The sequence below is a fragment of the uncultured Algibacter sp. genome (assembly GCF_947495675.1).
GTDB lineage: Bacteria > Bacteroidota > Bacteroidia > Flavobacteriales > Flavobacteriaceae > Algibacter_B.
This window is the reverse complement of sequence record NZ_CANLZX010000002.1, coordinates 38269-63071: the sequence shown is the minus strand read 5'-3', so window position 1 is coordinate 63071 and position 24803 is coordinate 38269. Positions and strand designations below refer to the sequence as shown.

General features: G+C 31.8%; 21 protein-coding genes. 12 read left to right on the top strand and 9 right to left on the bottom strand.

The genetic code is table 11. From position 1 onward, the window contains the following. Nucleotides 1-101 precede the first annotated feature (101 nt). The 12 genes from Q0842_RS01995 to Q0842_RS01940 all read left to right on the top strand — a co-directional run bounded on the left by Q0842_RS01995 (nucleotide 102) and on the right by Q0842_RS01940 (nucleotide 11327). A complete protein-coding gene (locus tag Q0842_RS01995) occupies nucleotides 102-2345 on the top strand; it encodes a molybdopterin-dependent oxidoreductase (RefSeq protein ID WP_298493750.1) in 2244 nt (747 codons plus the stop codon). Then, nucleotides 2342-2875, top strand: a complete 534-nt coding sequence (locus Q0842_RS01990; protein ID WP_298493747.1) for a 4Fe-4S dicluster domain-containing protein — start codon at nucleotides 2342-2344, stop codon at nucleotides 2873-2875. The genes Q0842_RS01995 and Q0842_RS01990 overlap by 4 nt, the downstream gene beginning before the upstream one ends. Before the next feature lie 10 nt (nucleotides 2876-2885). Further along, nucleotides 2886-3845, top strand: a complete 960-nt coding sequence (gene nrfD, locus Q0842_RS01985; protein ID WP_298493745.1) for an NrfD/PsrC family molybdoenzyme membrane anchor subunit — start codon at nucleotides 2886-2888, stop codon at nucleotides 3843-3845. 11 nt (nucleotides 3846-3856) lie between these two features. Further along, nucleotides 3857-4387, top strand: a complete 531-nt coding sequence (locus tag Q0842_RS01980; protein ID WP_298493742.1) for a YeeE/YedE thiosulfate transporter family protein — start codon at nucleotides 3857-3859, stop codon at nucleotides 4385-4387. A 16-nt stretch (nucleotides 4388-4403) separates the two neighbouring features. Beyond that, complete coding sequence (locus Q0842_RS01975) at nucleotides 4404-4994, top strand: YeeE/YedE thiosulfate transporter family protein (protein ID WP_298493739.1); 591 nt, start codon at nucleotides 4404-4406, stop codon at nucleotides 4992-4994. 17 nt (nucleotides 4995-5011) lie between these two features. Further along, nucleotides 5012-5668 carry a rhodanese-like domain-containing protein gene (locus Q0842_RS01970; RefSeq protein ID WP_298493736.1) on the top strand — a complete coding sequence of 219 codons (657 nt, stop codon included), beginning with the start codon at nucleotides 5012-5014 and terminating at the stop codon, nucleotides 5666-5668. Nucleotides 5669-5722: 54 nt separating this feature from the next. After that, complete coding sequence (locus Q0842_RS01965; RefSeq protein ID WP_298493733.1) at nucleotides 5723-6361, top strand: rhodanese-like domain-containing protein; 639 nt, start codon at nucleotides 5723-5725, stop codon at nucleotides 6359-6361. A 63-nt stretch (nucleotides 6362-6424) separates the two neighbouring features. After that, nucleotides 6425-7078, top strand: a complete 654-nt coding sequence (locus Q0842_RS01960; protein ID WP_298493730.1) for a Crp/Fnr family transcriptional regulator — start codon at nucleotides 6425-6427, stop codon at nucleotides 7076-7078. A gap of 367 nt (nucleotides 7079-7445) precedes the next feature. Further along, nucleotides 7446-8423 (top strand): rhodanese-like domain-containing protein, encoded by a 978-nt coding sequence (locus Q0842_RS01955; RefSeq protein WP_298493725.1) that lies wholly within the window; start codon nucleotides 7446-7448, stop codon nucleotides 8421-8423. A 34-nt stretch (nucleotides 8424-8457) separates the two neighbouring features. After that, nucleotides 8458-9468: a rhodanese-like domain-containing protein gene (locus tag Q0842_RS01950; protein WP_298493722.1), complete on the top strand. Its 1011-nt coding sequence runs from the start codon at nucleotides 8458-8460 to the stop codon at nucleotides 9466-9468. Between the two features lie 24 nt (nucleotides 9469-9492). Then, entirely contained in the window at nucleotides 9493-10545 is a 1053-nt protein-coding gene (locus Q0842_RS01945) for a porin (protein WP_298493719.1), read from the top strand. 122 nt (nucleotides 10546-10667) lie between these two features. After that, nucleotides 10668-11327: a Crp/Fnr family transcriptional regulator gene (locus Q0842_RS01940; RefSeq protein ID WP_298493716.1), complete on the top strand. Its 660-nt coding sequence runs from the start codon at nucleotides 10668-10670 to the stop codon at nucleotides 11325-11327. Between the two features lie 28 nt (nucleotides 11328-11355). Here the strand turns inward: Q0842_RS01940 and Q0842_RS01935 are convergent, their stop codons facing one another. The 9 genes from Q0842_RS01935 to nirB all read right to left on the bottom strand — a co-directional run bounded on the left by Q0842_RS01935 (nucleotide 11356) and on the right by nirB (nucleotide 24782). Then, on the bottom strand, nucleotides 11356-12783 hold the full coding sequence (locus Q0842_RS01935) for a rubredoxin domain-containing protein (RefSeq protein WP_298493713.1): 1428 nt from the start codon (nucleotides 12781-12783) through the stop codon (nucleotides 11356-11358). Then, nucleotides 12783-16304: a nitrate reductase gene (locus Q0842_RS01930; protein WP_298493710.1), complete on the bottom strand. Its 3522-nt coding sequence runs from the start codon at nucleotides 16302-16304 to the stop codon at nucleotides 12783-12785. Before Q0842_RS01930 ends, Q0842_RS01935 begins: the two co-directional genes overlap by 1 nt. Before the next feature lie 186 nt (nucleotides 16305-16490). Beyond that, a complete protein-coding gene (locus tag Q0842_RS01925; protein ID WP_298493707.1) occupies nucleotides 16491-17918 on the bottom strand; it encodes an MFS transporter in 1428 nt (475 codons plus the stop codon). A 419-nt stretch (nucleotides 17919-18337) separates the two neighbouring features. Then, nucleotides 18338-19003: a response regulator transcription factor gene (locus Q0842_RS01920; RefSeq protein ID WP_298493704.1), complete on the bottom strand. Its 666-nt coding sequence runs from the start codon at nucleotides 19001-19003 to the stop codon at nucleotides 18338-18340. Between the two features lie 37 nt (nucleotides 19004-19040). Continuing rightward, entirely contained in the window at nucleotides 19041-19421 is a 381-nt protein-coding gene (locus tag Q0842_RS01915) for a RidA family protein (protein WP_298493702.1), read from the bottom strand. 10 nt (nucleotides 19422-19431) lie between these two features. Beyond that, nucleotides 19432-21246 carry an ATP-binding protein gene (locus Q0842_RS01910; protein ID WP_298493701.1) on the bottom strand — a complete coding sequence of 605 codons (1815 nt, stop codon included), beginning with the start codon at nucleotides 21244-21246 and terminating at the stop codon, nucleotides 19432-19434. Nucleotides 21247-21256: 10 nt separating this feature from the next. Continuing rightward, nucleotides 21257-21841: a DUF4202 domain-containing protein gene (locus tag Q0842_RS01905; RefSeq protein WP_298493699.1), complete on the bottom strand. Its 585-nt coding sequence runs from the start codon at nucleotides 21839-21841 to the stop codon at nucleotides 21257-21259. Between the two features lie 23 nt (nucleotides 21842-21864). Continuing rightward, nucleotides 21865-22242, bottom strand: coding sequence for a nitrite reductase small subunit NirD (gene nirD, locus Q0842_RS01900; RefSeq protein WP_298493696.1), 378 nt, complete (start codon nucleotides 22240-22242; stop codon nucleotides 21865-21867). 23 nt (nucleotides 22243-22265) lie between these two features. Beyond that, a complete protein-coding gene (gene nirB / locus Q0842_RS01895; protein WP_298493693.1) occupies nucleotides 22266-24782 on the bottom strand; it encodes a nitrite reductase large subunit NirB in 2517 nt (838 codons plus the stop codon). Nucleotides 24783-24803 lie beyond the last annotated feature (21 nt).

Genomic DNA, 24803 nt, shown 5'->3' with positions numbered 1-24803 from the left:
GTTATGTAACATTTGTTACATATAAAACACTGAATTAATGACAATTGTCATAATTTCAAAACCTCAACGATTCTATCTTTACTGGGAAAAAAAAGTAATATATGACGACTTCGAGGAGAAAATTTATTAAAATTTCCGCATTAGGTATAGGAGGACTTGTTACCTCCACTTCAGCGTTAAATCTTTTTGGTAAAAATTCATATTTAAATAATAAGACCGCTTTAAACATTACCCAAAATTTAAAAAAAACTGCCACCTATTGTGAGGTATGTTTTTGGAAATGTGCAGCTTGGGCACATTCTGATGAGCAAGGAAATATTAAAAAAATTATTGGAAATGAAACAGACCCACATTGTTTTGGCAGACTATGTCCTAGAGGAACAGGTGGTGTAGGAATGTATCATGATGAAGACCGTTTAAAAACACCTTTAATTAGAACAACAATTAATGGTGAAGAGACCTTTAGGGAAGCTAGTTGGGAAGAAGCTTTAGACTTAATTGCTTCAAAATTTAAAGATATTAAAGAAAAGTATGGAGCTGAATCATTTGCATTATTAAAACATGGTTCTCCTGGTAAACATTTAGAACACTTGTTTAAAGCGTATGGATCTGATACAGTAGCCGAACCAGCTTACGCTCAATGTAGAGGTGCTCGTGAAGCGGGTTTTAACTTAACTTATGGTTCTTGGATAGGATCTCCAGAACCAACAGATATTAGAGACACAAAATGCTTAGTATTAATTGGTTCTCACATTGGTGAGAATATGCATAATTCGCAAGTACAAGAAATGTCTGACGCTATTGATAATAATGCAACAATTATAACTGTAGATCCAAGGTTATCAACAGCAGCAAGTAAATCTCAATATTGGCTAGCAATAAAACCAGCTACAGATATTGCTTTAATGTTGGCTTGGATGCATGTGATTATTAAGGAGGAATTATATGATAAAGCGTATGTAAAAAGATATACAATCGGATTTGACGAATTAAAAGATCATGTGGAGAATTTCACTCCAGAATGGGCTTATGGAATTACAACAATTAAACCCGAAGATATTAGAAAAACAGCCAGGGAAATGGCACATGCTGCACCTGCTGTAATTATTCATCCTGGACGCCATGTAAGTTGGTATGGCGATGATACACAACGTGCTAGAGCTATGGCTATTTTAAATGGTCTTTTAGGTTCTTGGGGACGACGTGGTGGATTCTACTTCAAAGAAAGCATTAGTGTTCCTAAATTCCCACATCCAAAATATCCACATCCAAAATGGGATTGGAGAGACATAGGGGAAAAATTCCCGTTAGCTCAAATGGGAATTACTACAGAAGTTATTAGACATGCAATTCCTAGTAAGGATAATAAATATCCTGTAAAAGCGATGATGGTTGCTGGTACAAATATCACAAAATCAATCCCTAATAAAAAATTATTAGAAGAAGCAATAGATGAGCTTGAGTTTATGGTTGTTATAGATACCATGCCTATGGATGTTACTGGTTATGCTGATGTTGTTCTACCAGAATGCACCTATTTAGAGCGTTATGATGGTATTCGTTCTGCTACAAATAGAGAGCCTTCAATAGCTGTTAGAGTACCTGCTGTAAAACCAAAATACGATTCTAAACCAGGTTGGTGGATCGCTAAACAAATTGGTGAACGAATTGGTTTAGGCGATTTTTTTAAATATGATGATTATAAAGAAGTCATAGAATGGCAATTGAAAAAAATGGGAACGTCATTAGAAGAAATGGAAAAGATTGGAGTAAAACATTATCCTCGTAAATCTGGACCAATGTATTTAGTGGAAGGTGAAAATCATGAATTTCCAACTGCAAGTGGTAAAATAGAACTGTATTCTAAAGAATTAAAAGATTTAGGATTCGACCCAATGCCACTTTATACCAAACACCCTGAACCACCTCAAGGTTTTTATAGATTAAATTATGGAAGATCGCCTATGCACACATTTAGCAGAACTGCTAATAACCCTAATCTAAATGATTTAAAGAGTGAAAACAATCTTTGGGTAAACCCAAAAGTTGCTAGAATAATTGGTTTAAAAACTGGACAATCAGTTTGGTTGAAAAATCAAGATAAAATTACCTCAACATTTTCCATTAAAGTAAGAGTTACAGAACGTATTAGATGGGATTCTGTATATATGGTTCATGGCTTTGGGCATGATAACAAAAAGTTGAGTAGAGCTTTTGGTAAAGGTATTAATGATACAGAAATGGTTACCAAAACAATGATAGACCCAATTATGGGAGGAACTGGAATGCGTGGAAACTTTGTTGAAATTTTAACTGAAGATCCACATAAAACTGTAGAGATATGAGATATGCAATGGTTATAGACACATTAAAGTGTGTAGGATGTAGCGACTGTGTAGTTGCTTGTCAAACCGAAAACAACGTACCAATTGGATATTGTAGAGATTGGATAACAGAAACTGTAGATGGCACATACCCCAACATTGCTTTAGAATTAAAATCTGAAAGATGTAATCATTGTGCTAACGCACCTTGCGTTAGATGTTGCCCAACAGGAGCGAGTCATATTGTTGATGGTGGTATTGTTTTAGTTACAGCAGATGAATGTATTGGTTGTGGTGCTTGTATAGAATCATGCCCTTATGATGCACGTTATCAACATCCTGATGGTTATGTAGATAAATGTACATTTTGTCATCACAGACTTCAAAAAGGACAACTTCCTGCATGTGTTTCTGTTTGCCCTACAAAATGTATGTATTTTGGAGATTTAGACAACCCAAATAGTGAAGTTTCACTACTATTAAAAAATAGAAAACACAAAACATTAGCTCCAGAAGCAGGTACGGATCCTCATGTATTTTACTTAATTTAAAACTAATACAATGCAAGAAGAATTATTCACAAGCGGAAGACATATTCCTAATATTGATCCTTCATTAGAAATTTGGCATTGGCCAATATCTGTATATTTATTTTTAGGAGGCCTAGCTGCAGGCATATTATTTTTTGGAGCTTTACTCTATATATTAGGCAAAGAAGATGAATATCCAACAGCTGTGAAAACAGCATCTATTATTCCACCAATAGCACTATCGATAGGGTTATTAGCTTTGGTGTATGACTTAACACATCCATTATACACATGGCAATTATATACCACTTTCAGAATTGAATCTCCAATGTCTTGGGGGGCTTGGGTTTTGTTAATTACAACGCCATTATCTTTTCTTTGGACTTTTAGTTATTATAGAGAAGTCTACCCTAAACTTGAAGCTAAGTTAAAAGTATTTAAACGTTTTAAGTTTTTAAATACAATTGAAAAATTTACTATAAAAAATAAAAAAAACATAGCATACGCTTTAATTCCATTAGCATTAATTTTAGGTGTTTACACAGGTATTTTATTATCTGCTTTTAATGCTAGACCACTTTGGAACAATGCTATTTTAGGGCCATTATTTTTAGTTTCTGGACTTTCAACAGGAGCTGCAGCTATTATTTTATTATCAAAAACAAAGACAGAAAAACATTTGTTTGGAAAAATTGATTTAGGCTTAATCATTATTGAATTAGCATTAATTACTCATATGATTATGGGATATTATGCAGGCTCTCAAGTTCAACTTGAAGCTATGCAATTATTAATTGCAGGCGATTTTACTTTAATGTTCTTTGGCTTTGTAGTAATACTAGGATTAATAGTTCCTGCAATACTTGAATTTATTGAACTTATAGGTTTTAAAGTTCCTGTTGTAGTACCTGCTTTAATGGTTATTATAGGCGGACTCATTTTCCGATTTGTTATGGTAGAAGCCGGACAATTAACAAGATTTCTTTATTAAAAATATTTATTATGAATACAAAACCAAAAAAAAACAGTCATATATACTGGAATCCATATTTTGGTGGCTTTCTACTTGGCATCATAATCATTTTTACCTTTTTATTAACAGGAAGAGGTCTAGGAGCAAGTGGTGCTATGAAAAGTAGTGTTGTTACAATTGTTGATAAAGTAGCACCAACCCACGCAGAAAACAATGCATATTATAGCCAGTTTGTTAAAGAAGATGATACACCAATGAATACTTGGTTAGTTTTTGAAGCATTAGGAGTACTTATTGGCGCATTTATTTCGGGAAGTTTATCAGGAAGAATTAGATGGAGAGTACAACATTCTCCTAAAATATCTAGCAGAAGAAGATTGCTTTTTGCTCTTGGTGGAGGAATTTTATTTGGTTTAGGCGCTCAAATAGCAAGAGGTTGTACAAGTGGCGCAGCATTAAGTGGCATGGCCGTATTATCTTCTGGAGGGTTTATAACTATGTTAGCTATTTTCGGAACAGCTTATGCATTTGCTTATTTTTTTAGAAAAAATTGGATTTAATTAAAAAATAAAAAATATGGAATTTTTAATTTCTACTAGCATTATTCCTGAACAATGGGATAGTATTATTGCCATATGTATTGGTATTGCTTTTGGTTTTGTTTTAGAATCTTCTGGATTTTCTTCTTCAAGAAAAATGGCAGGTGTGTTCTATGGTTATGATTTTGCTGTTTTAAAAGTGTTTTTTACAGCTGCAGTAGTTGCTGTAATTGGAATATATTATCTAGATTATTTAGGTTACTTAGATGTAACTAAATTATATATTCACCCAACATATGTTTGGGGTGCAATAATTGGTGGCGCTATTATGGGTGTTGGTTTTATTGCTGGTGGTTTTTGTCCAGGAACTGGTCTATGTGGTGTTGCAATTGGTAAATTAGATGCTTGGGTTTATGTATTAGGAATTTTAATTGGGATTTTTATTTTTTCAGAATTGTATACCGTATTTGAACCTATTTATAATGGCTATTATTTAGGTAATATCACTTTAATTGACTCTTTTGAATGGAACCCTTATTGGACAATTTTCATTTTTTCAATCATAGCAGTTGTGGCATTTGTAGTTGCTGATATGGTTAGAAAAAAAATAAAAAAGGTGTTCTATTAATTTAAAACAAAATGATGATGGTTAAAAAAAGAATCGCAAAAATTTTATCTTTCAGGTATACAATGATGGCTGCTATACTTATTCTGCTTGCCGGTGGCTTGGTTTTACTACCAAAATATCAGGAGAGCGAAGGTATTCCAGCAGAACAATTACTTAGCAATATAATAAGTCTTGAAAGATATGTTTCTACAGATCAAATTTCGGATAAATTAATTAGTCAAGATCCTTCGTTCATATTAATAGATGTTAGAAGTGAGGAAAGATATAATAGCTATACACTTCCTAATGCTATAAATATTCCTTTAAAAAAATTACTGGATAAAGAGTTTGAATCTTATTTAAATCAAGATCAATATGATGTTGTGTTTTTTTCTGATGATAATTTTTATGCAGATCAAGCTTGGGCTATTTGCAATCGATTAGAATATAAAAATTTACATGTTTTAAAAGGCGGTATAAACAAATGGTTTACCACAATAATAAACCCTAAAAAGCCTAATGAAAACATGTCTTCTAAAGCATTTGAATTGTATACAACTAGAAAGGCTGCAAGTTTGTTTTATGGGGTTGTTTATCCAGATCAAACTAAAACAAAAAGCGTTATTAAGAAAGCGCCTAGGAAAATAATTACAGTAAAAAAGAAAAAGAAAATGCCTGTTGAAGGTGGTTGTTAATTTTAATTGAAGTTATAGTCTAGCATGACAACTAAAAAACAATAGATCTAACACATGAAAGAACTAGAAAAAACAAAACGTATATCAATAGCTTCTACGCTTTTTATATTAGCTGTATTAATTGGACTATTTACATACAAAAGACCTAAAAACACATATAGCCATGATACAAAAAACACGCTTGAAAAAGTATCAAACTATAATTACTTTATAAACCTCAACGACATTAATAATCAAGACTATGCATTAGTTGATATTAGAAGTGCTTTCGATTTTGAAAAAGGTCATTTAAAAGATGCTATAAATATTCACACTCCAGATTTTTTAAATGAGGATAACTTAACAATCTTTAAAGAATTAAAAAACACTAATAAAACAATTGTTTTATGTGGTAATAATCCGCAAGAAACTAATTTACCATTTTTACTACTTTATCAATTAGGCTATGATAACATTAAACTACTAACTGTCGATATAGATTATAATCAAAATAGATTAATTGCAAAAAATAGTGAAATTGAAACATCTAAAGCAGATGTTACAGCTTTTATACAGGAATCTGTTAAAAAGCAAGCAGAAGCCATGAAAAAGGCAAAAGTTGTAGTAAAACCTAAACCAAAGGCTGTTACAGCTCCTAAAAAAATAATCCCTCTTAAAAAGAAAAAGAAAATGCCTGTTGAAGGTGGTTGCTAATTTCTAATAAAAAATTTCAAGTTTTAAGTAATTTGAAGTTTACTTGTTGTTATTCAAATCAAAATGAAAAAAAACTTAACTTTTTTAAAGGAACAATTACACTTACATTTTAAGGATGTTTTTGAAAAAAAATTGATTAATGAAATAGCTAAAAATGGCACCTATGCAACTTATGAGAAAAATGATATTCTAATCGATATTGGATTAGAAATGACTCATATTCCATTAATTATAAATGGTCTCGTTAAAATATCAAGAGAAGACACCCACGAGAAAGAAATTCTACTTTACTTTTTAGAAGAAGGAGATACTTGTGCAATTTCATTTGTTAATTGTATACACCTTAGCAAAAGTATGTTTAGAGCAACAGCCGAAGAACCTGTAGAGTGCATCATGTTCCCTGTTAATAAAATTGAAGAATGGATGATTAATTATAAAACTTGGCGTGTTTTTATTATTGATAGTTACCATACCCGATTGGAAGAAATGCTAAGTGTTATTAAAGATTTAGCCTTTTTTAAACTTGAAAATCGTATTTACAAATATCTTTCTAATCAGGTTAAAATTAAACATACAGATGATTTAATAATTACCCATCAAGAAATTGCAAACGATTTAAATACATCAAGAGTGGTTATTTCCAGAATTCTAAAAAACTTAGAACAAGAAGGAAAAATTAAACTTAATAGACGTAATATTCATGTCTCTAAGTACTAAAAAAACAACTATTAATTTTAAAACTTGACGTTTTAGTAGCCTCTTTTTTAGCATAAATACTAAACTATTTTGACGCTTCAATTTTTTTTAAAAATATGTCAAATAAAATTTACGTATTTAATCTTACAAAGTACAATTCATAAATTTAAATTCATTTCAAACACCTGAAATTAAGCGAATTACATTCCTTTTTCGCAATTTCACACACTACTTTTTCTTTGTAACAATTGTTACATAATTATGTAACTAAAGATACTGTGTATACTGGTTATGTATTAAACAAAGGTGACAAAAATCATAAAAATCCTTTCCCTTCGGTTATAATTTTAGTCCTAACTAAGCAAGTAAATTTTTAAACTTTTATATCATGAAGAAATCTTCAATTTTTTTAATCGCAATTTTAATTTCTGGGACTGTATTATTTAGCAGTTTCACAAATATTAACAACTCCATTTCAAATCCACCAGATGAATTTGAAACTCTATTAAACTACCTTGAAACTAATAACAGTTTTATTAATGGTGAATTACCCTTAATTATGTCAGACGAGGTTAAAAAGAATCTTAAAAATCCTAAATACCATATTATAGATATTAGAAATGATAGCTGGTTTGAATATGGTCATATTAAAAATGCAGCAAATGTAAAATCAGAAAACCTATTGACTTATTTTGAAAACACAATTAACCCCTTAGATTTTGACAAAATAGTTATGGTATGCTACTCCGGTCAATCTGCAGCCTATTACTCAAGTTTATTAAGACTTGCAGGTTATGATAATGTATATAGTATGAAATGGGGAATGAGTTCTTGGAGAGAAGATTTTGCCGACAATGCCTGGAACAAGAACATTAAAAATGATTTTGCCACTAAATTAGAAACTACAGAGAAGGTAAAACCAGAATTAGGAGCTCATCCTGTTATAAATACTGGTAAAACAGAAGGCAAAGACATTTTAAAAGTAAGATTACAAGAATTATTTGCTACACCTTATAAAGAGTATATTTTAAAATCATTAGATATTTTTGATAATCCAGACAATTACTTTATAGTAAATTATTGGGATCAAGAAAAATGTGAAGGTCACATCCCAGGAACTCTCCATTACGCCCCTAACGCATCATTAACTAAAGATTTACTTACACTTCCTACAGATCAAAAAATTGTAGTATACGAAGCTACAGGGCAAAAAGCAGCTTATATAGTCGCTTACTTAAATGTATTAGGATATAATACTGGCAATTTAGCTTATGGAGAAAATAGCTTTATGAATAATGTGCTAAAAGAAAAAGGAAGAGATGCCTTCACAAAAAAAGAAATTAACATGTATCCCGTAATAGAATAAAAAACCAAAATTATCTAACGTTAAATTTAAAGACATGAAAAAACTATCATTAATTCTCACAGGACTATTATTGATTCCTACCCTATTGCTTACTTCTTGTGATAGAGGGGACGATCCAATAGATAACATTATTGGTGCTACAGATTCGAAATTCACAATATTGAAAGATTATATGGTGAATAACAATCTGGATGTAGATATGATTCTTACCAACGTTGACGGACAAAAATTTGTAGTAGCTGCTCCCTCAACTGCTGAAGAAGTTGACGCATTCCTTGACACTTATTACATTATGGATATTAGAAGTAATACCGACTTTTTATCTGCTCATGTAGCAGGAGCTAACAATGTTGCTTTTGCAAATATTTTAACCGAAGCAGCAAATGCAACAAAACCAATTCTTGTAGTTTGTTATACTGGCCAAACAGCTTGTTATGCAACAGCATTATTACGTATGTATGGTTACCCAAGCACAAGAGCATTAAAATGGGGAATGTCTGGTTGGAATTCGACAACTGCTGGTTCATGGAATAATGCAATTAAAGGAAACCCTGCAGCGACCAGTATAAACTGGAAATATACTGCAGCGCCTTCTAATGTAACTTATACAGAACCAGTAATAACTACCTTATTAACTAATGGTGAGGCCATTCTTAAAGAAAGAGTTGAAGCTGTTTTAGCTTTAGGCTTCCAAGGTGTTAATGGAGCAGATGTATTAGATAACCCAGGAAACTATTTTATCAATAACTATTTTAGTGAAACCGATTATTTAGGGTTTGGCCATATCAATACCGCTAACAGAATACTTCCTTTTAAACTCGCTGACGACACTTATTTAAGTCTTGACCCAGATGCTAAAACTTTAGTAACATATTGCTATACAGGACAAACATCTGCAGTCTTAACAGCAACCTTAAGAGTATTGGGTTATAATGGTGCTAGCTTAAAATTTGGAATGAACGGCTTGTACAACTCTAACCCTGTTTGGTCATCTAACAAATGGAGTTCATCGGTACCTAAGGACTATCCTGTTTTCTCTAATTGATTATAATAAATAAATAAAATAATTATGAAAAACAATATATATATACTGTTTGCACTTGTATTTCTTTTTCAGGTAAATCAAGTTTTCGCACAAGGCTGTGAAGGTGATATACCAGGAGGTAATGATTCTATAAGTGCTCCTAACGTTAAAATATTTGGTTACATACAACCTCAGTTTGATTATAATTTTACTGATGGTGATCAAGATAACACCTTTAAGTTCAAAAGGGCCAGAATAGGTGTATTAGGCAAGTTTCACGATGATTTCTCGTACTATTTTATGCTTGAAACTAGTCCATTTATTGGAAGTTCAGGAGATGCTTACTTAATGGATGCATTTATATCTTATACTAAATACAATTGGGCCAAAATCTCTGTAGGTTCTTTTAAACAACCTTTTAGTTTGGACGTCGCAACACCTTGTCACTCTTTAACTACTATTGATAGATCAATAGTAGCAGACCAATTAGTAGCTCCACAAAGAGACTTTGGGTTAATGGTTTTAGGCGGAAACAAGTATACCAAATTTAACTATTGGGTAGCTTTAATGAATGGTACAGGATTAGGAAAATCAGATGAAAATACTAAAAAAGATTTTGTTGGTAGAGCAACCTATAAGCTGACTGATTTTTTATCAATTGGTGGTAGTTTCAGGTATGGTTATCCAATACCAAACAATAACAAGGACGACCGTACTACTTTTGGCGGAGAATTTTTACTAAAATTAAATAAACTAAATGTACAAGGCGAGTATATTTACGACGAAGGTGCTTACTTTTTAGGAACAAGTGGTGGTTGCGGTGCAACTCCTGTTGCTCTTGGTGAAAAAAGAGATGGTGCATACATGATGGCCTCATATAACGTAGACGAAAAGTTTCAACCTGTATTTAAATATGAATTCTTTGATCCAGATTTAGACCATAAAGATGACGGTACTTACCAAGAAAGAATGACTCTTGGTGTTAATTATTTCTTTAGCGAAAAAGTAAGATTCCAACTAAATTACCAAGCTAATATTCAAACTGTTGTAAATGTAAATGACGATGCCCTATTAGCTCAAATGCAAATCAAGTTTTAATTTAATAATTGGTTTTATTTTTTTATTTAATATTTTGATTTTTAACTAAACCTCATGACAAATGTCATGGGGTTTTGTATTCTTCTTGGTTATCTTTACTTAATAATCTAGCTATCAATAAAGTGAATAAACAAGAAATTATTTTAAGAGAAAAATTAAATGATTATTACTCTGATATTTTTGAGGATGAATTAATCAATGAAATAATTAAAGTTGGCCATTTTGATAAAATTAAAAGTGGAGAACTTTTAGTTGATATTGGTGATGACATGACACATATTCCTTTAATACTAGATGGTGTTGTGAAAATTATCCGAAAAGAAAAAAAAGGTGAAGAATTAGTCCTTTACTTTTTAGAGCGTGGCGATACCTGTGCTATTTCGTTTGTAAACTGCATAAATAAGAAAAAAAGTATTTTTAAAGGTATTGTAGATAAAGATATTGAAGCCGTTTTTTTACCTGTAGATAATATAGATGAATGGTTAGAAAAGTACCAATCTTGGCGTCATTTTATTATTGATAGCTATCATTTTAGATTGATAGAAATGGTTGAATCTATTGACAGTTTAGCTTTTTTAAAAATGAATGAAAGGCTATTAAAATACTTTACAGATAAAGTTAAAATTAATCATGATATTGACCTTGAAATAACGCATCAAGAAATTGCCAATGATTTAAATACCTCTAGAGTTGTTATTACAAGACTGGTAAAACAATTACACGATGAGGGTAAAATTCATTCAACCAGAAACAGCATTAAAGTTCTGGAACTGTTTGAATAGAATTTAAATTTTATTATTTAGAGCTAAATTACTTCAATAAAACCTTCTTTTCAAAACTACTTTTAGGTGCTTCACAAAGCGAACACTCATAAGTTTCTGGTAAGCTTTCAAAAGATGTTTTTGGCTCAATATTTTGTGTTATATCTCCATAAACTTCACTATACATAGTCTTGCATTCTGAACATTGATATACTTCCTCTTCTTTAGTTTCTTTTATAATTGACTGAACATCTTCTTCTTTATCTGTTCCTAACTGCTCAAAATATAATTGACTTAATTCCATTAATAACCCCGGTAATTCTACCTTATCAACATCTTGAACATGCATAATGTATTTTCGGGTATTTGGGTCGAAATTTTTAGCATATAATAAGTTATATGTATCTCTTATTTTAAAACCACCTATTGCTTCTGGTTGTCTGTTTTTTTCGATTACAATGGAAGTGAAATTATATGTGTCACTATCATAACTAGTAATACCGAAAGTTAAACCATAAGTACTGATGTCATTTTGATCAAAATTTGTAACTAAGTATTTTTTTAAACTTAACGCATCTTTATCGTTAACGGGTAAATGCCAATTCATTTCTAGCATAGAGTGGCGCACATTAATACCGTATTTTCCTAAAAATTTCTCCCAATTTAATTTTGATTGTAATGGAATTCCTTTAACAATAAATGATTTCCAGGGAGTAATTGAAATTTTACCTATTTTATTATCAGAACATAACTCACACATAGCTTTTAAAAAAGGAATATCGTACCTGTTATTTCTCCAATACAAACCTAACCAATAGCGATCTGTACCTATACGATTCATACCTTCATAATAAGGGAAAGGATAAAAAGGCACTTCCAATGGCTTATCAACAGTTCTGTTATTTGTATCAACTGCATCGTTTACCAAATCGAAAACGGTTTCAATAGTTTCTGGCTCTTCTATTAAAATACTTTCAATAGCGAATTCTATTTTCTCCATATCCCAACTATAAATTAATGCAGGGTACATGAGTGTTTTTTCCCAACCTGGAAGCCTTAAATACAAATACCAATAATCTTCATGATCAGAAGCTATAAAATTCACATTTCCAGTAAATAAAGGAACCAATCGTTGTTTTGGATCTATAACATTAATTCGAAGCTTTGGGTTATGCTTAAATTGCTCTAAGACATACAAATAACGATCGCTAGTTAACCATGATGTACTTTGTAATATCTCGGCAGAAACATAAGAAGAAACAATGTTTTCTATGCCATCGCGTTTTGGTTTTACAAACTGGATTTTATCAAATTGCTTAAATTTACTTTCATCAATAGTTTCAGGAAAAATTATATCTTGTCGAGAACCAAAAGAAATGGTGTCTAGTCCTAAAGCTTCTGCAGCTTCACAAATATATTTTAATTCTGCTGGCGATAACACACCTCCATTAATTCGTAATCTATAAGGCTCTACCATTATGCTAATACTTTTGAGTTTTGAAGAATTTCTCTAACTTCAGTTTTACAACTTCCACAGCCTAAACCGGCACCTGTTTTATTACACAATTCTGTAAAATCTGTACAGCCGCTTGATATGGCCTCTTCTATATTACCAGTTCCTACTTGGCTACAAGAACATACTAATTTACCTAATACAGGAACATCATTTGAAGAGCCACGAAGTAATTTATCTCGTTTATCGGCCATTTCTATCTTACTCTCTATCATTGTTTTAAATTCGGCAAACTCGTTTTTATCGCCCATTAAAACCGCTCCAACCAATAAATCGTCTTTTACAATACACTTTTTATAATACCTCTTTTTTATGTCTGTAAAGATAATTTCCTCATAACTATCATCATTATCAGGTACATTGATATCTCCAATACTACAAAGGCTTAAATCATTAAATTTTAAAATATTCATCAATACAGAACCATTGTAAGAGCAACTAATATCTCCAGCAATAAAATTGGCTAAAATATTGGCTTGCTCTTCTGCAGCCGATGTAATTCCGAATAACTGATTATTATATTCTGCTATTTCTCCTATGGCAAAAATATCTGGATTAGAAGATTGTAAATGCTGGTTTACTTTAACTCCTCGCCCACATTCTAACCCGTTAGCTCTAGCCATTTCAATATTAGGAATTGTACCTATAGCATAAACTATGGCGTTTGCTGTAATAAATTTTCCACTTTTTAAAGTGATATTTAGTTCACCTGTATCTTCATCATCAAATACCGTACTTACTTCATTATCAAAATAAATTTGAATACCACGTTCTTGAACATCCAAAGCCAATAATTTACTTGATACTTTATCTAATTGTCTTTCCATTAAACGCGAACCACGCTGAACAATGGTTATTTTCGCATTTTTATGTTTCATTGCTGCTGCAAGTTCCAGACCTAAAAGTCCGCCACCTACAATAACAACGTGTTGCTCTTCTGTAGGCAATCCTGTAGCATCTAAGTAAGTTTTAAATCTATCTGCATCCGTTTTATTACGCATAGTAAATCGCCCTGGCAAATCGATTTGAACATCCTTTGGCACAAATGCTCTACTTCCTGTAGCTAATATTAATTTAATATAGCTATGGGTTTCACCTTTATTATCAATTACAACCTTATCATCTTTATTAATTTTGGTAATATATGTTTCAGGGTGTAAATAAATATTAAGCTTATTTAACTCCTTTTCTTTTATTTTTAATAGTTGTTCCCAAGATAATTCTTCGGTAACATACTCTGGTAATAAGACTCTGTTATAAAATAAATTAGGTTCTTTTGAAAATACATGAATTTCATCAAATTCATTATTTTCTCTATAATTTTGTATAAATCTAAAAGCTGCGGCACCAGCACCAACAACAATAATTTTCTCTATTTCTTTTTTATATTTTGAAACCGAAACACGTGTGAATTTAAAATCTGGTTCTTTGGAAACAGGGTCTAAATGTGTGTTTGTTAAATTATTTGCTCTGTTTAAATTACTTTGCAATTGCTTGCCCCAATGCATTGGTAAAAACACCACCCCTTTTTTTATAGTATCTGTAACTTTTGCACGTACTCTTACTTCTCCATTTTCTCCATTAATTTGAGTAATGTCTCCATTTTTAATTTTATACAAAAATGCATCTACAGGATTAATTTCCAAAACAGGCGTTGGGTAATGTGTTTTTAAACGCGATACCTTTCCTGTTTTTGTCATAGTATGCCATTGGTCTCTAACTCTACCTGTGGTTAAAATTAAAGGAAACTCATTATTTGGAAGAACCGATGTATTTACAATACTACTCGGTAAATTAAATTGTGCTTTTTGCGATGGTGTATAAAACTTTTTATCTTCAAATAAACGCGGAGTGCCTTGATGTCTGTGTTCTGGAACCGGCCATTGAAAAGTACCTTCGTTTTTTAATCTATCGTAATTTAAAAAGGACACATCGATATTTGTTCCTTTTGTCATTGATGCATACTCATCATAGATTTCGCTTGCATTGTTAAAATTAAAACCTCTAAAACCCATTCGTTGTGCAAAGTCACAAAAAATTTCAACATCAGGTCTAGCTTCACCTGGAGCTTGAATTTCTTTAGGTAGATATGATATTCTTCTTTCAGAATTAGTCATTGTTCCCTCCTTCTCTAACCAACCAGCAGCAGGCAATACTAAATCTGCAAAAGCAACCGTATCAGATTTGTGCGATATATCTTGAACCACAACAAACTTAGCGTTTTTCATGGCTTTTTCAACACGATTTAAATTTGGTAAACTTACTAATGGGTTTGTACATGCAATCCAAACTGCTTTTAACTTTCCACTTTCAAGAGCATCAAACATTTCGGTGGCTGTTAATCCTGGTTTTGGATTTATTTTATCGACTCCCCAAAACTGAGCAACTTCCCTGCGGTGTTCTTCATTCATTAAATCCTTGTGAACTGCCAGTAGGTTTGCCATACCTCCTACTTCTCGTCCACCCATGGCATTTGGTTGCCCTGTTAAAGAAAATGGACCAGAGCCTGGTTTTCCTACTTGTCCTGTAATTAATGATAAATTTAATAACGATACGTTTTTATCAGTTCCTATAACACTTTGATTAAGCCCCATAGTCCACATACTAATAAAACCTTTTGAAAGTCCAATAATATCTGCAGCTTTCCTTATATCTTTTTCATCAACACCACATAGTTTTGAAGCTTGCTTTAATGATGTTTTAAAAATAAGATCTTTATAAGCACCAAATCCTTCGGTATGATTTTTTATAAAATCTTCGTCAATTAATCCTCTCTTATACAAACATCTTGCTATGGCGTTATTTAAAATAACATCTGTACCAGGAATTAGTTGTAAATGCAAATCTGCAAAATTAGCAGTATCTGTTTTTCTAGGGTCAATTACAATAATTTTTACATTGGGGTTTTCCTCTTTACGTTTTTCAATACGTCTAAATAATATAGGATGACACCAAGCTGGATTTGCTCCTGTAATTAAAAATGTATCTGCCAGTTCAATATCCTCATAAGAAACAGGTACACTATCTTCACCAAATGTTTTTTTATAACCTACTACAGCAGAACTCATACATAAACGTGAGTTTGTATCGATATTATTAGTACCAATAAAACCTTTGGTTAGTTTATTAGCAATGTAATATTCTTCGGTTAAGCTTTGCCCAGAAACGTAGAAAGCAACACTATCTGGACCGTGTTTTTTTATAATTGATTTAAAAACGCTCGCTGCCCTATCTAAAGCATCGTCCCAACTTACACGCTCTCTTGGATGAGAACGACTCCAGCGCATTTCTGGGTATAAAATTCTATCAGAAATATCATTTGCAACATAATGTAAATTCATGCCTTTAGAGCACAACATGCCTTTATTTACTGGGTGATCTTTATCACCTTCAACTAATACTTTATTATTGCTATCTTTTTTTACAATAATACCACAGCCAACACCACAATATGAACAAGTTGTTTTTACTTCTTTTTTAATCATAGGGACTTACATTTTACACTAAATAATACATTTAAATTTTAGTAAACAAATACTAAACTCATTATTCTGAATACTTTAAAAAGGTTGTAATATATTTTTAAATTAATAAAAATGAATATATTATTTAACCAATTATATTTATCAATCTTAATAATTATTTTCAAATCTTGATTACCAATAATTGAATTAACTTCTTACTTTAATAGGCACTAAATCATTAAGGTTAATATTAGAATCTTTTTTTGCAATTTCTTCATCATCAGTTGAAAAGCGAATAGCTAATGAAACAATTGCGGTGATAAGAACAACAATACTTATAATAAAATAACCATTAGATACTGCTGAAGCAGACGCTGCAGATTGCGCTGCAGTAACAGAAGCTTCATCTAAGCCATTGCTTGCTAAAATAGCTGCTTTCTCTGCAACAGCAGATTGAGATTTTAATAACATGGCTGCTAAAAACGCTCCCACATTTCCACCTGCACCCACTATTCCTGAAACAGACCCGATAGCCTTTTTATTAATAAAAGGCACAACAGAAAAAGTAGCTCCTTCTGCCATTTGAACGGATAAACTAAACAATATTAAAAACAAAATACCTACGGCAATACTTGTAGTTGTAGAAAAGGTCATTAACATAACGCCCTGTACAGTTAAAATTCCAGATAAGAATAATACACGACCTCTTAAACCTTTAAGTTTACCAAATTTATCACCAAAAAAACCACCTAATGTTCTTGCAAAAATATTCATTAATGCAAAGGACAGTACAATATTTCCGGCAGTTGCTCTTTCTATTTGAAAAGTGTTTTGTAAGTAATCATCCATGGTTCCATAAACCGTTAGTTCAATTCCGAAACATGCTGCATAAACTAAAAACAAAATCCATGTTCTATAATCTTTTAATACAGTAGCAAACCCAACCTGGTCTTTCTTTTTCTCTATTTTAATACCAGATGCTTTTAATTCTTTAAAATTTCCTTGTGGTGTATCTTGTGTAAAAAAGAAATACACAATTCCCATAAGGAAACATACTATACCAGCAATTACCATAGAGTATCTCCAAGCTTCTCCTTCTGCTACTCCAAAACCAACTACGGCAGCAGCAATTAAGGGCATTCCTAATCGGTTAGCACCACCACCAAGGTTTCCCCAACCAGCAGAAGTTGCATTAGCAGTACCAACAATATTTGGCGCAAACATTAACGAAGTATGTACTTGAGTGATTACGAAAGATGCGCCTATAAACCCAATAAATAATCTACAAACTAAAAATTGTGTTGGAGTTTGTACTAATCCGCATAAAATTACAGGAATTGCTCCTAGCATTAGTAACCAGGTATAACATAAACGAGGCCCGTATTTATCACACAATTTACCTATTAACAAACGCGCGAAAACTGTTCCTGTAACCGCTAATATTATAGAGTTCCATTTTTGATCTGGGGTTAGTCCTAAATCTCTTACTACATCTGGCATAAAAGGCACTATACCAAACCATGCAAAAAAACATAAGAAAAAGGATATAGCTGTAATCCAAAATGTTCGAATTGATACATTTTTAAGATTGAATAATTGTAATGTTGTTGACTTAGCTTGTGCTGTAGAATTCATAATTAAGTACTTTTATACGTACAAATCTACGTATTAATACTTAATTTTAATTTAAAACAGGTACGTAATTATAAAAAAATATGAAGTTGATAATTTGAGAATATGGATTTTGAGGATTTGGTAAATTGAGTATTTAAATCAATAGAATTTTATGAATATAAGAAAGTAACAGCAACACTATAATAATAAAAAAGGAGCAAAGATAAATAGTACAATTATTATTGCCCATGAGTTAAAATAGGCATCCCATGAGGCAACGTTTCTATTATCAAAATCTATTGATTGATTCTTTCTAATCTTATATAACAACAACAAAATAGTTAAAAGTAAAATTACTATTCCTGTATAAAAAGGATATTCTTCTAATAAATTAATAAAATTCTCTTTTAAAGATTTTAGCAAAATGAAAAGAATTTATGTTACACTAACCCAAACTCTTTTGCCTTATTACTTAGTTCCATTAAGTTTTTTACCTCAAGCTTTTTCATAAGATTAAAACGATGTACCTCTGCAGTACGCTTGCTAATTTGAAGCTCGTCTGCTATATCTTTATTATTTTTTAATTGTAATACTAAAGTTAAAATTTGCTTTTCTCTTTTGGTGAGTTTAAATGGGTCTTCTTTAACTTCTACTTTTTGATTAACTACTGTATTGGTATTACCATTAACAAAATTATTCATAATGATAGCTGTAACATCTCCTGTAAAATACTTACCGCCAGAAGCTACTTTATTTACAGCTTTTAAAAATTCTTCTTTACTAGCTCCTTTTAACAAGTAACCATCTGCACCTGCTTGAATAGCCTGAACCACATATTCTTCTGAGTCGTGCATAGAAAGCACTAAAGTTCGTACATCGGTATACATTCTATTAATCTCTCTAACGGCATCAATACCATTCATTTCTGGCATGCGTATATCAATAATTAATACATGTGGTTTATTTTTTGCTACAACCTCTAAAGCCTCTTTCCCGTTAGATGCTTCATCAATAACTACAATTCCAGATTGATCTTCTAAAAGTGCTTTAATACCATCTCGTACTAAAACATGATCATCGGCAAGTACAACGTTAATTATATCCATAAGTACAAATGTAATAAAAATACGTAATTCTAAGTATTTAAGACTTTAAAGCAGTTACTTGAATTTCAATTTTCATTTTATTATCTGCAAGTCCTGCGGAAAACATTGTAGCAGCAGGCTTTATACTACCTAAATATTTTTGCAATACAGGCCAGCACAATTCAAATTCGTTAGCATTTGGCAAAATATAAGTAATACGAACTATATCTGATAAACTAGAGTCTGCTCTCTCTAAAGTATTTTTAATGTTTATAAAACATTGTTCTGTTTGTTCTATTATACTTTCGCTTATAGTCATATTACTATAATTATAACCTGTAGTACCAGAAACAAAAACCCAATCGCCTTGAACAACTGCTCTTGAATAGCCTATATTTTCTTCAAAATTAGAGCCTGAACTTATTAATTTTCTTTTCATAAATTCATTTTTAATTTAATGGTATATTTAGTGTAACACGCGTACCTGTTCCTTCTTCTGAAGTTAAAAACAATCTTCCATCTATATATTTAATACGCTCTTTCATAAAGGTCATTCCCATACCTCCATCACCAGTTTTTACATGTTTTACCTTATCTGGATTAAACCCTTTACCATTGTCATCAATAACAATACTTAACATCTTTTTACTATGAGATAAGGATACGATAATATGTGTTGATTCGGCATACTTTATAGCATTATTAATTGCTTCTTGAGTTATGCGATAAATATTAATTTCAGAAAGTGAATCAAGGCGTAAATTAAAATCTGTTTTATTAAAGAGTACTATTTCCTTTCCTGTAAGTTTTCCTAATTCGAGAGTTAATTTTGTTAAGGCAGGCACAATACCATGATCTGTTAATTCTGGAGGAGTTAAATTAAAGGTTGCCGTTCTAACTCCTTTAATAATATTAGTTGTAAGCTCTTTTAAATGTTCAATTTTAGCTGTCGCTTTTTCAACATCTTTGGTATCAATACTTTCCAAGTTGTATTTCAAACCTGTTAACATTTGCCCTATGCCATCATGTACATCTTTAGCAATACGGTTCTGTTCTTTTTCTTGATTTTCAATAATTTTGCTAGAAATGATTTTTTGCTGATTCATTTTTTCCTCAAAACTCTTCTCTGTCAATCTATCAATTTCTAATTGGGCAATTTTGCGCTCTGTAATATCTGATGCAATAATCAATAATTCTGATTTATCTTCAGTAGGCGTATATGGAATTATAGACATTTCTAACCATATACTATCGCCTTCTTTAGTTGTTGATTTAACTTCACCTTGCCAACCTGTTTTTTTATGTTTAATAATAAGATCTTCAATTTTAAGTTGCTCATTTTCTATCGTGGATAATACATTCCAAAACAAGGCTGTTTCATTGAATTTTGAGAATTTATATAAGCGTGAAAATTTATCTCCAAAGTGTATTACATTTCCATTAGGTGAAATTCGAGCAAACAATAATGTTTCGTCCATTACACGGCTTAAAGCACGTAATTCTTTTATTGATTTTTCTTTAGCTACACTTAACTCATCGGCATCAAAAGCCATTTTTTTAGCCTTTTTTTCTGCAATTAATAAATCTGCTAAAACTGATTTTACAGATTTAGCAGCTGGCCAAAAAATAAATAAAAACTCACCTAATAATATTAATAAGGTTAATGTTGTTAACCATAATTCCAGCTTACGTAACCACTCTACTTTTTCGTTAGCTTCAATATCATATTGGTTCACAATATCATCCATGATCATTAAAAAATCACTCTCGTTTAATTTTACTTTCTCAATATCATTTATAAAACTGCTATATGGTAAGGCGGGTGAATTTTCGATTTTTTGAATCACACTTTTAGAAGCCTCACTTATAGTATCAAAAACAGGATTTAAACGTTTAAATTTAGCAATGACACTTTGACTATTTTTTTTTGGTAAACCTAAACTATCATTTCCTTGCTGAAGCGAATAATGAGATAACTCCCATAGTTGAAGTGTTGCTTTAATTTTATCTTTTAACAGTAATCTATTTGATTGGTTAATTTCTGTGGAAAGCGAAACAATATCTTTTGTAAGTTTTTGACTTAACATACGCTGCCTACCAGCAACATTTATTACAGTAGAATCACTTTCTTGACCACTAAGGTGGGTGCGTATTAATATCTGACTTACAATTACTGAAACGGCAATTGTGCTTAAAGCAATAATATATAAACGGCGTAATTTATCAAACGTTCTTTGGTCTAATGAATTACTCAGTTTTGTCATGTGTTTACATTTATGAAATAGCTTGTTTCACTAAAGCCAAGCTTCTATCTGAGAAAGGTATTTTTAATGCGGCTTCGTGCCCTTTATCAGACATTTTAACCCAAGTTTTTTTAAGAATATCAATAATTTTTTCGTCACTATGCTTTTCCGCAAATTCGTCAAAATAATAATCTAAAAACACTAAACAAATGGTATCCTCTAGAGTTTGAGATTCTTCATTTTTCTTTATTAATTTTTTAAGAATAATAGATTTAACTCTATCTGTAAATTGATTATCAAAACCAACTTTTGTTAAAATATCTGCAGTTAAATCACCATGCATTCGCTTTAAGGTTTCGCGCCATTTTAAATACCCCACACGATCCATTGGGTATTCATTACGATTAATTTTCCAACGGCAAATATGTTGTGCACGAGCTGCGATTTGTAATGCTTTAGATGCATTAGGATCGAACTGTAGCAATTTTCTTGTCATACGTTGTGAGTATAACAATTCCTTTGGGTATTTCATACCAGCTACCTCATAAGTATTTATATCTTCAGAGTTTGCTTTATCGATTAGAGCAATGGCTGTTTCAAATCTGGTAGGTTTCATTATTGTGCGTTTTGGTCTGTTAATTAATCCGAAAAGCCAATATACACATTTTCTTCTTCAATTTTTACTGGATATGTAGCAATAGCATCCATATCGCCATTTAAATTTTCTCCATCTTCTAAAGAAAAAGTTTTTTTATGAAGTGGGCATGCTACTTTTGGTATTCCTTTATCGTCTCCAATCATGCCACGAGATAATACCATTTCCATTTTATGCGGACAAACATTTTGACAAGCATACCACTTACCTATTCTAGCAAAATTAAACACCGCTATTTGTTTGTTTTTATACTTTACACACGCACCACCATCTGCAGGAAAATCATGAATTGATGCTGCTTTAAACCAAATTTTAACATCTTCTAATTTAGTTGTTTTATATGTATCAAGAATTTCTTCCATTTATTTTAATTTTGAGTATTAATTTATTTCCAAGGTTCTGGCATTTTTTGATCTCTCATAGGCACAAACACTAAGTTATCATCTTCCTCTTCACTATTAACAAAATGATTAAAACGTTTCATCATTTCTGGGTTATTGATAGCTTGTGTCCATTCGCATTCAAATTTATTAACCAATGTTTGCATTTCTTTTTCTAAATCGTCTGCAATACCTAATTTATCATCAATAATTACTTCTTTTAAATACTCTAATCCGCCTTCTAAACGCTCTTGCCAAGCAGCAGTTCGCTGTAATGGTTTTGCAGTACGCATGTAAAACATTAAATAACGATCTAAGTATTTAATTACCGTTTCATTATCAATTTGTTCAGCAAATAATTCAGCATGGCGCGGGTTAGCACCACCATTACCACCTAAATACAAATTCCAACCTCCTTCTACAGCAATTAAACCAAAGTCTTTACCACGAGCCTCGGCGCATTCTCTAATACACCCAGATACGCCTCCTTTAATTTTGTGAGGCGCACGAATACCTCTGTAACGATTTTCAAGTTCTATACCAAAACTTACACTTTCATCCATACCGTAACGACACCAAGTTGAACCTACACAAGTTTTTACAGTACGCAAAGATTTACCATAAGCATGACCACTTTCAAAACCATGACTAATTAATTCTTTCCATATTAATGGTAATTGGTTTAATGTTGCCCCAAACAGATCAATTCTAACACCACCTGTTACTTTTGTATATAAATCGTATTTCTTAGCAATTTCTCCTAATGCGATAAGTTTATCTGGTGTAATTTCACCGCCAGGAACACGAGGCACTACAGAATACGTTCCGTTACGTTGAATGTTTGCCAAAAATCGATCATTAGAATCTTGAATAGCATATTCTTTATTAGCCGTATCTGCATTAATAGTTGCCATTAATGAAGCAATTAATGGTTTACACAACTCGCAACCATGACCACCATTTCCATGATTATCTAATACTTCATTAAAATGAGTATAGCCTTTTACTTGAATAATTTTATATAAATCTTGTCTATTAAGATCAAAGTGTTCGCAAACACCTTCTTTAACTTCGATACCTAAAGATTTAAGTGTAGCATTAGTTAAATCTGCAACCATGGGTTTACAACCTCCGCAACCTGTACCTGCTTTAGTACAACTTACAACGGCTGCAACATCTGTAGCTTCACCATTTTCAATGGCTGCACATATTTGTCCTTTTGTAACACTTTCACAAGAACAAACTTGAGCTTCGTCTGGCAAATCTTTTACATCACCAAATGCAGAAGCACCGTCACTTGCTGGTAAAATAAGTTGAGCAGGATCTTCAGGAATAGCCATTCCATTTAAATATATTTGATGTAACATATTATAATCTGAAGCATCTCCAACAAGGATACCACCAAGTAATTTTTTACCATCGTGACTCACATTTATACGTTTATATAAATGCTGTGTTTTATTTTCAAAAATAATAGAATGACCTTTAGAGGCTGGCATAAATGGTTCTCCAAAACTTGCAACATCTACCCCAATTAATTTTAATTTGGTAGACATATCAATATCATCAGGCATTACCGATTTAGCTTGCCCAATAATTTGGTTTACTGCAACCGCAGCCATATCATACCCGGGAGCCACTAACCCATAAATCATTTGATTGTAAAGAGCAATTTCACCAATGGCATAAATGTTTTCATCTGAGGTTTGCATTTTATTATTAACCACAATACCACCTCGAACACCAACTTCTAATCCGCTATTTTTCCCTAATTCATCCCTAGGTCTAATACCTGCAGAAACAATAAGCATATCAACATCTAGCGTATCATCTTCGCCAAACTCCATGCCTACAATAGATCCGTTTCCTAAAATTTGATTAGTTATTTTACTTAAATGTATATTTAATCCTATAGACTCTAGTTTTAGCTGTAATACTTGACTACTTCTTAAATCTAATTGTCTAGGCATTAACTTAGAAGCAAACTCTACAATATGAGGCTCTAAACCCATATCCATAACCGCTTTACCAGCCTCTAAGCCTAACAAACCACCACCAAGAACCGCAGCTTTAGCATTTGGATTTTTAGCTTTTAATTTAGCTGCATAAGCTAACATGCCTTCTAAATCTTCAATAGTTCTGTATACAAAAACACCCTCTTTTTCAACACCTTTTATTGGTGGTACAAAAGGCGCAGAACCAGTAGCTAGAACTAAATAATCATATGTAAATTCACGATCTTGAGCTGTAGTAATCGTTTTTGAAGTCCTATTGATATCTGCAACACGTTCTCCTGTAATTAATTCTATATTATTCTTAGCATACCACTCGGCAGGAGCCATCTCTAATGCTTTAGCATCTTGGTTTTCAAAAAACTCGCTTAAATGAACTCTATCATAAGCAGGTCTTGGTTCTTCACCAAAAACTGTAATCTTAAAATCTTTGAATTCTGGCTTTTCAACAAATTTTTCACAAAATTTATAACCAACCATGCCGTTTCCAACTACAACAATTTGCTTCATAATTACGTATTTTGAATACAA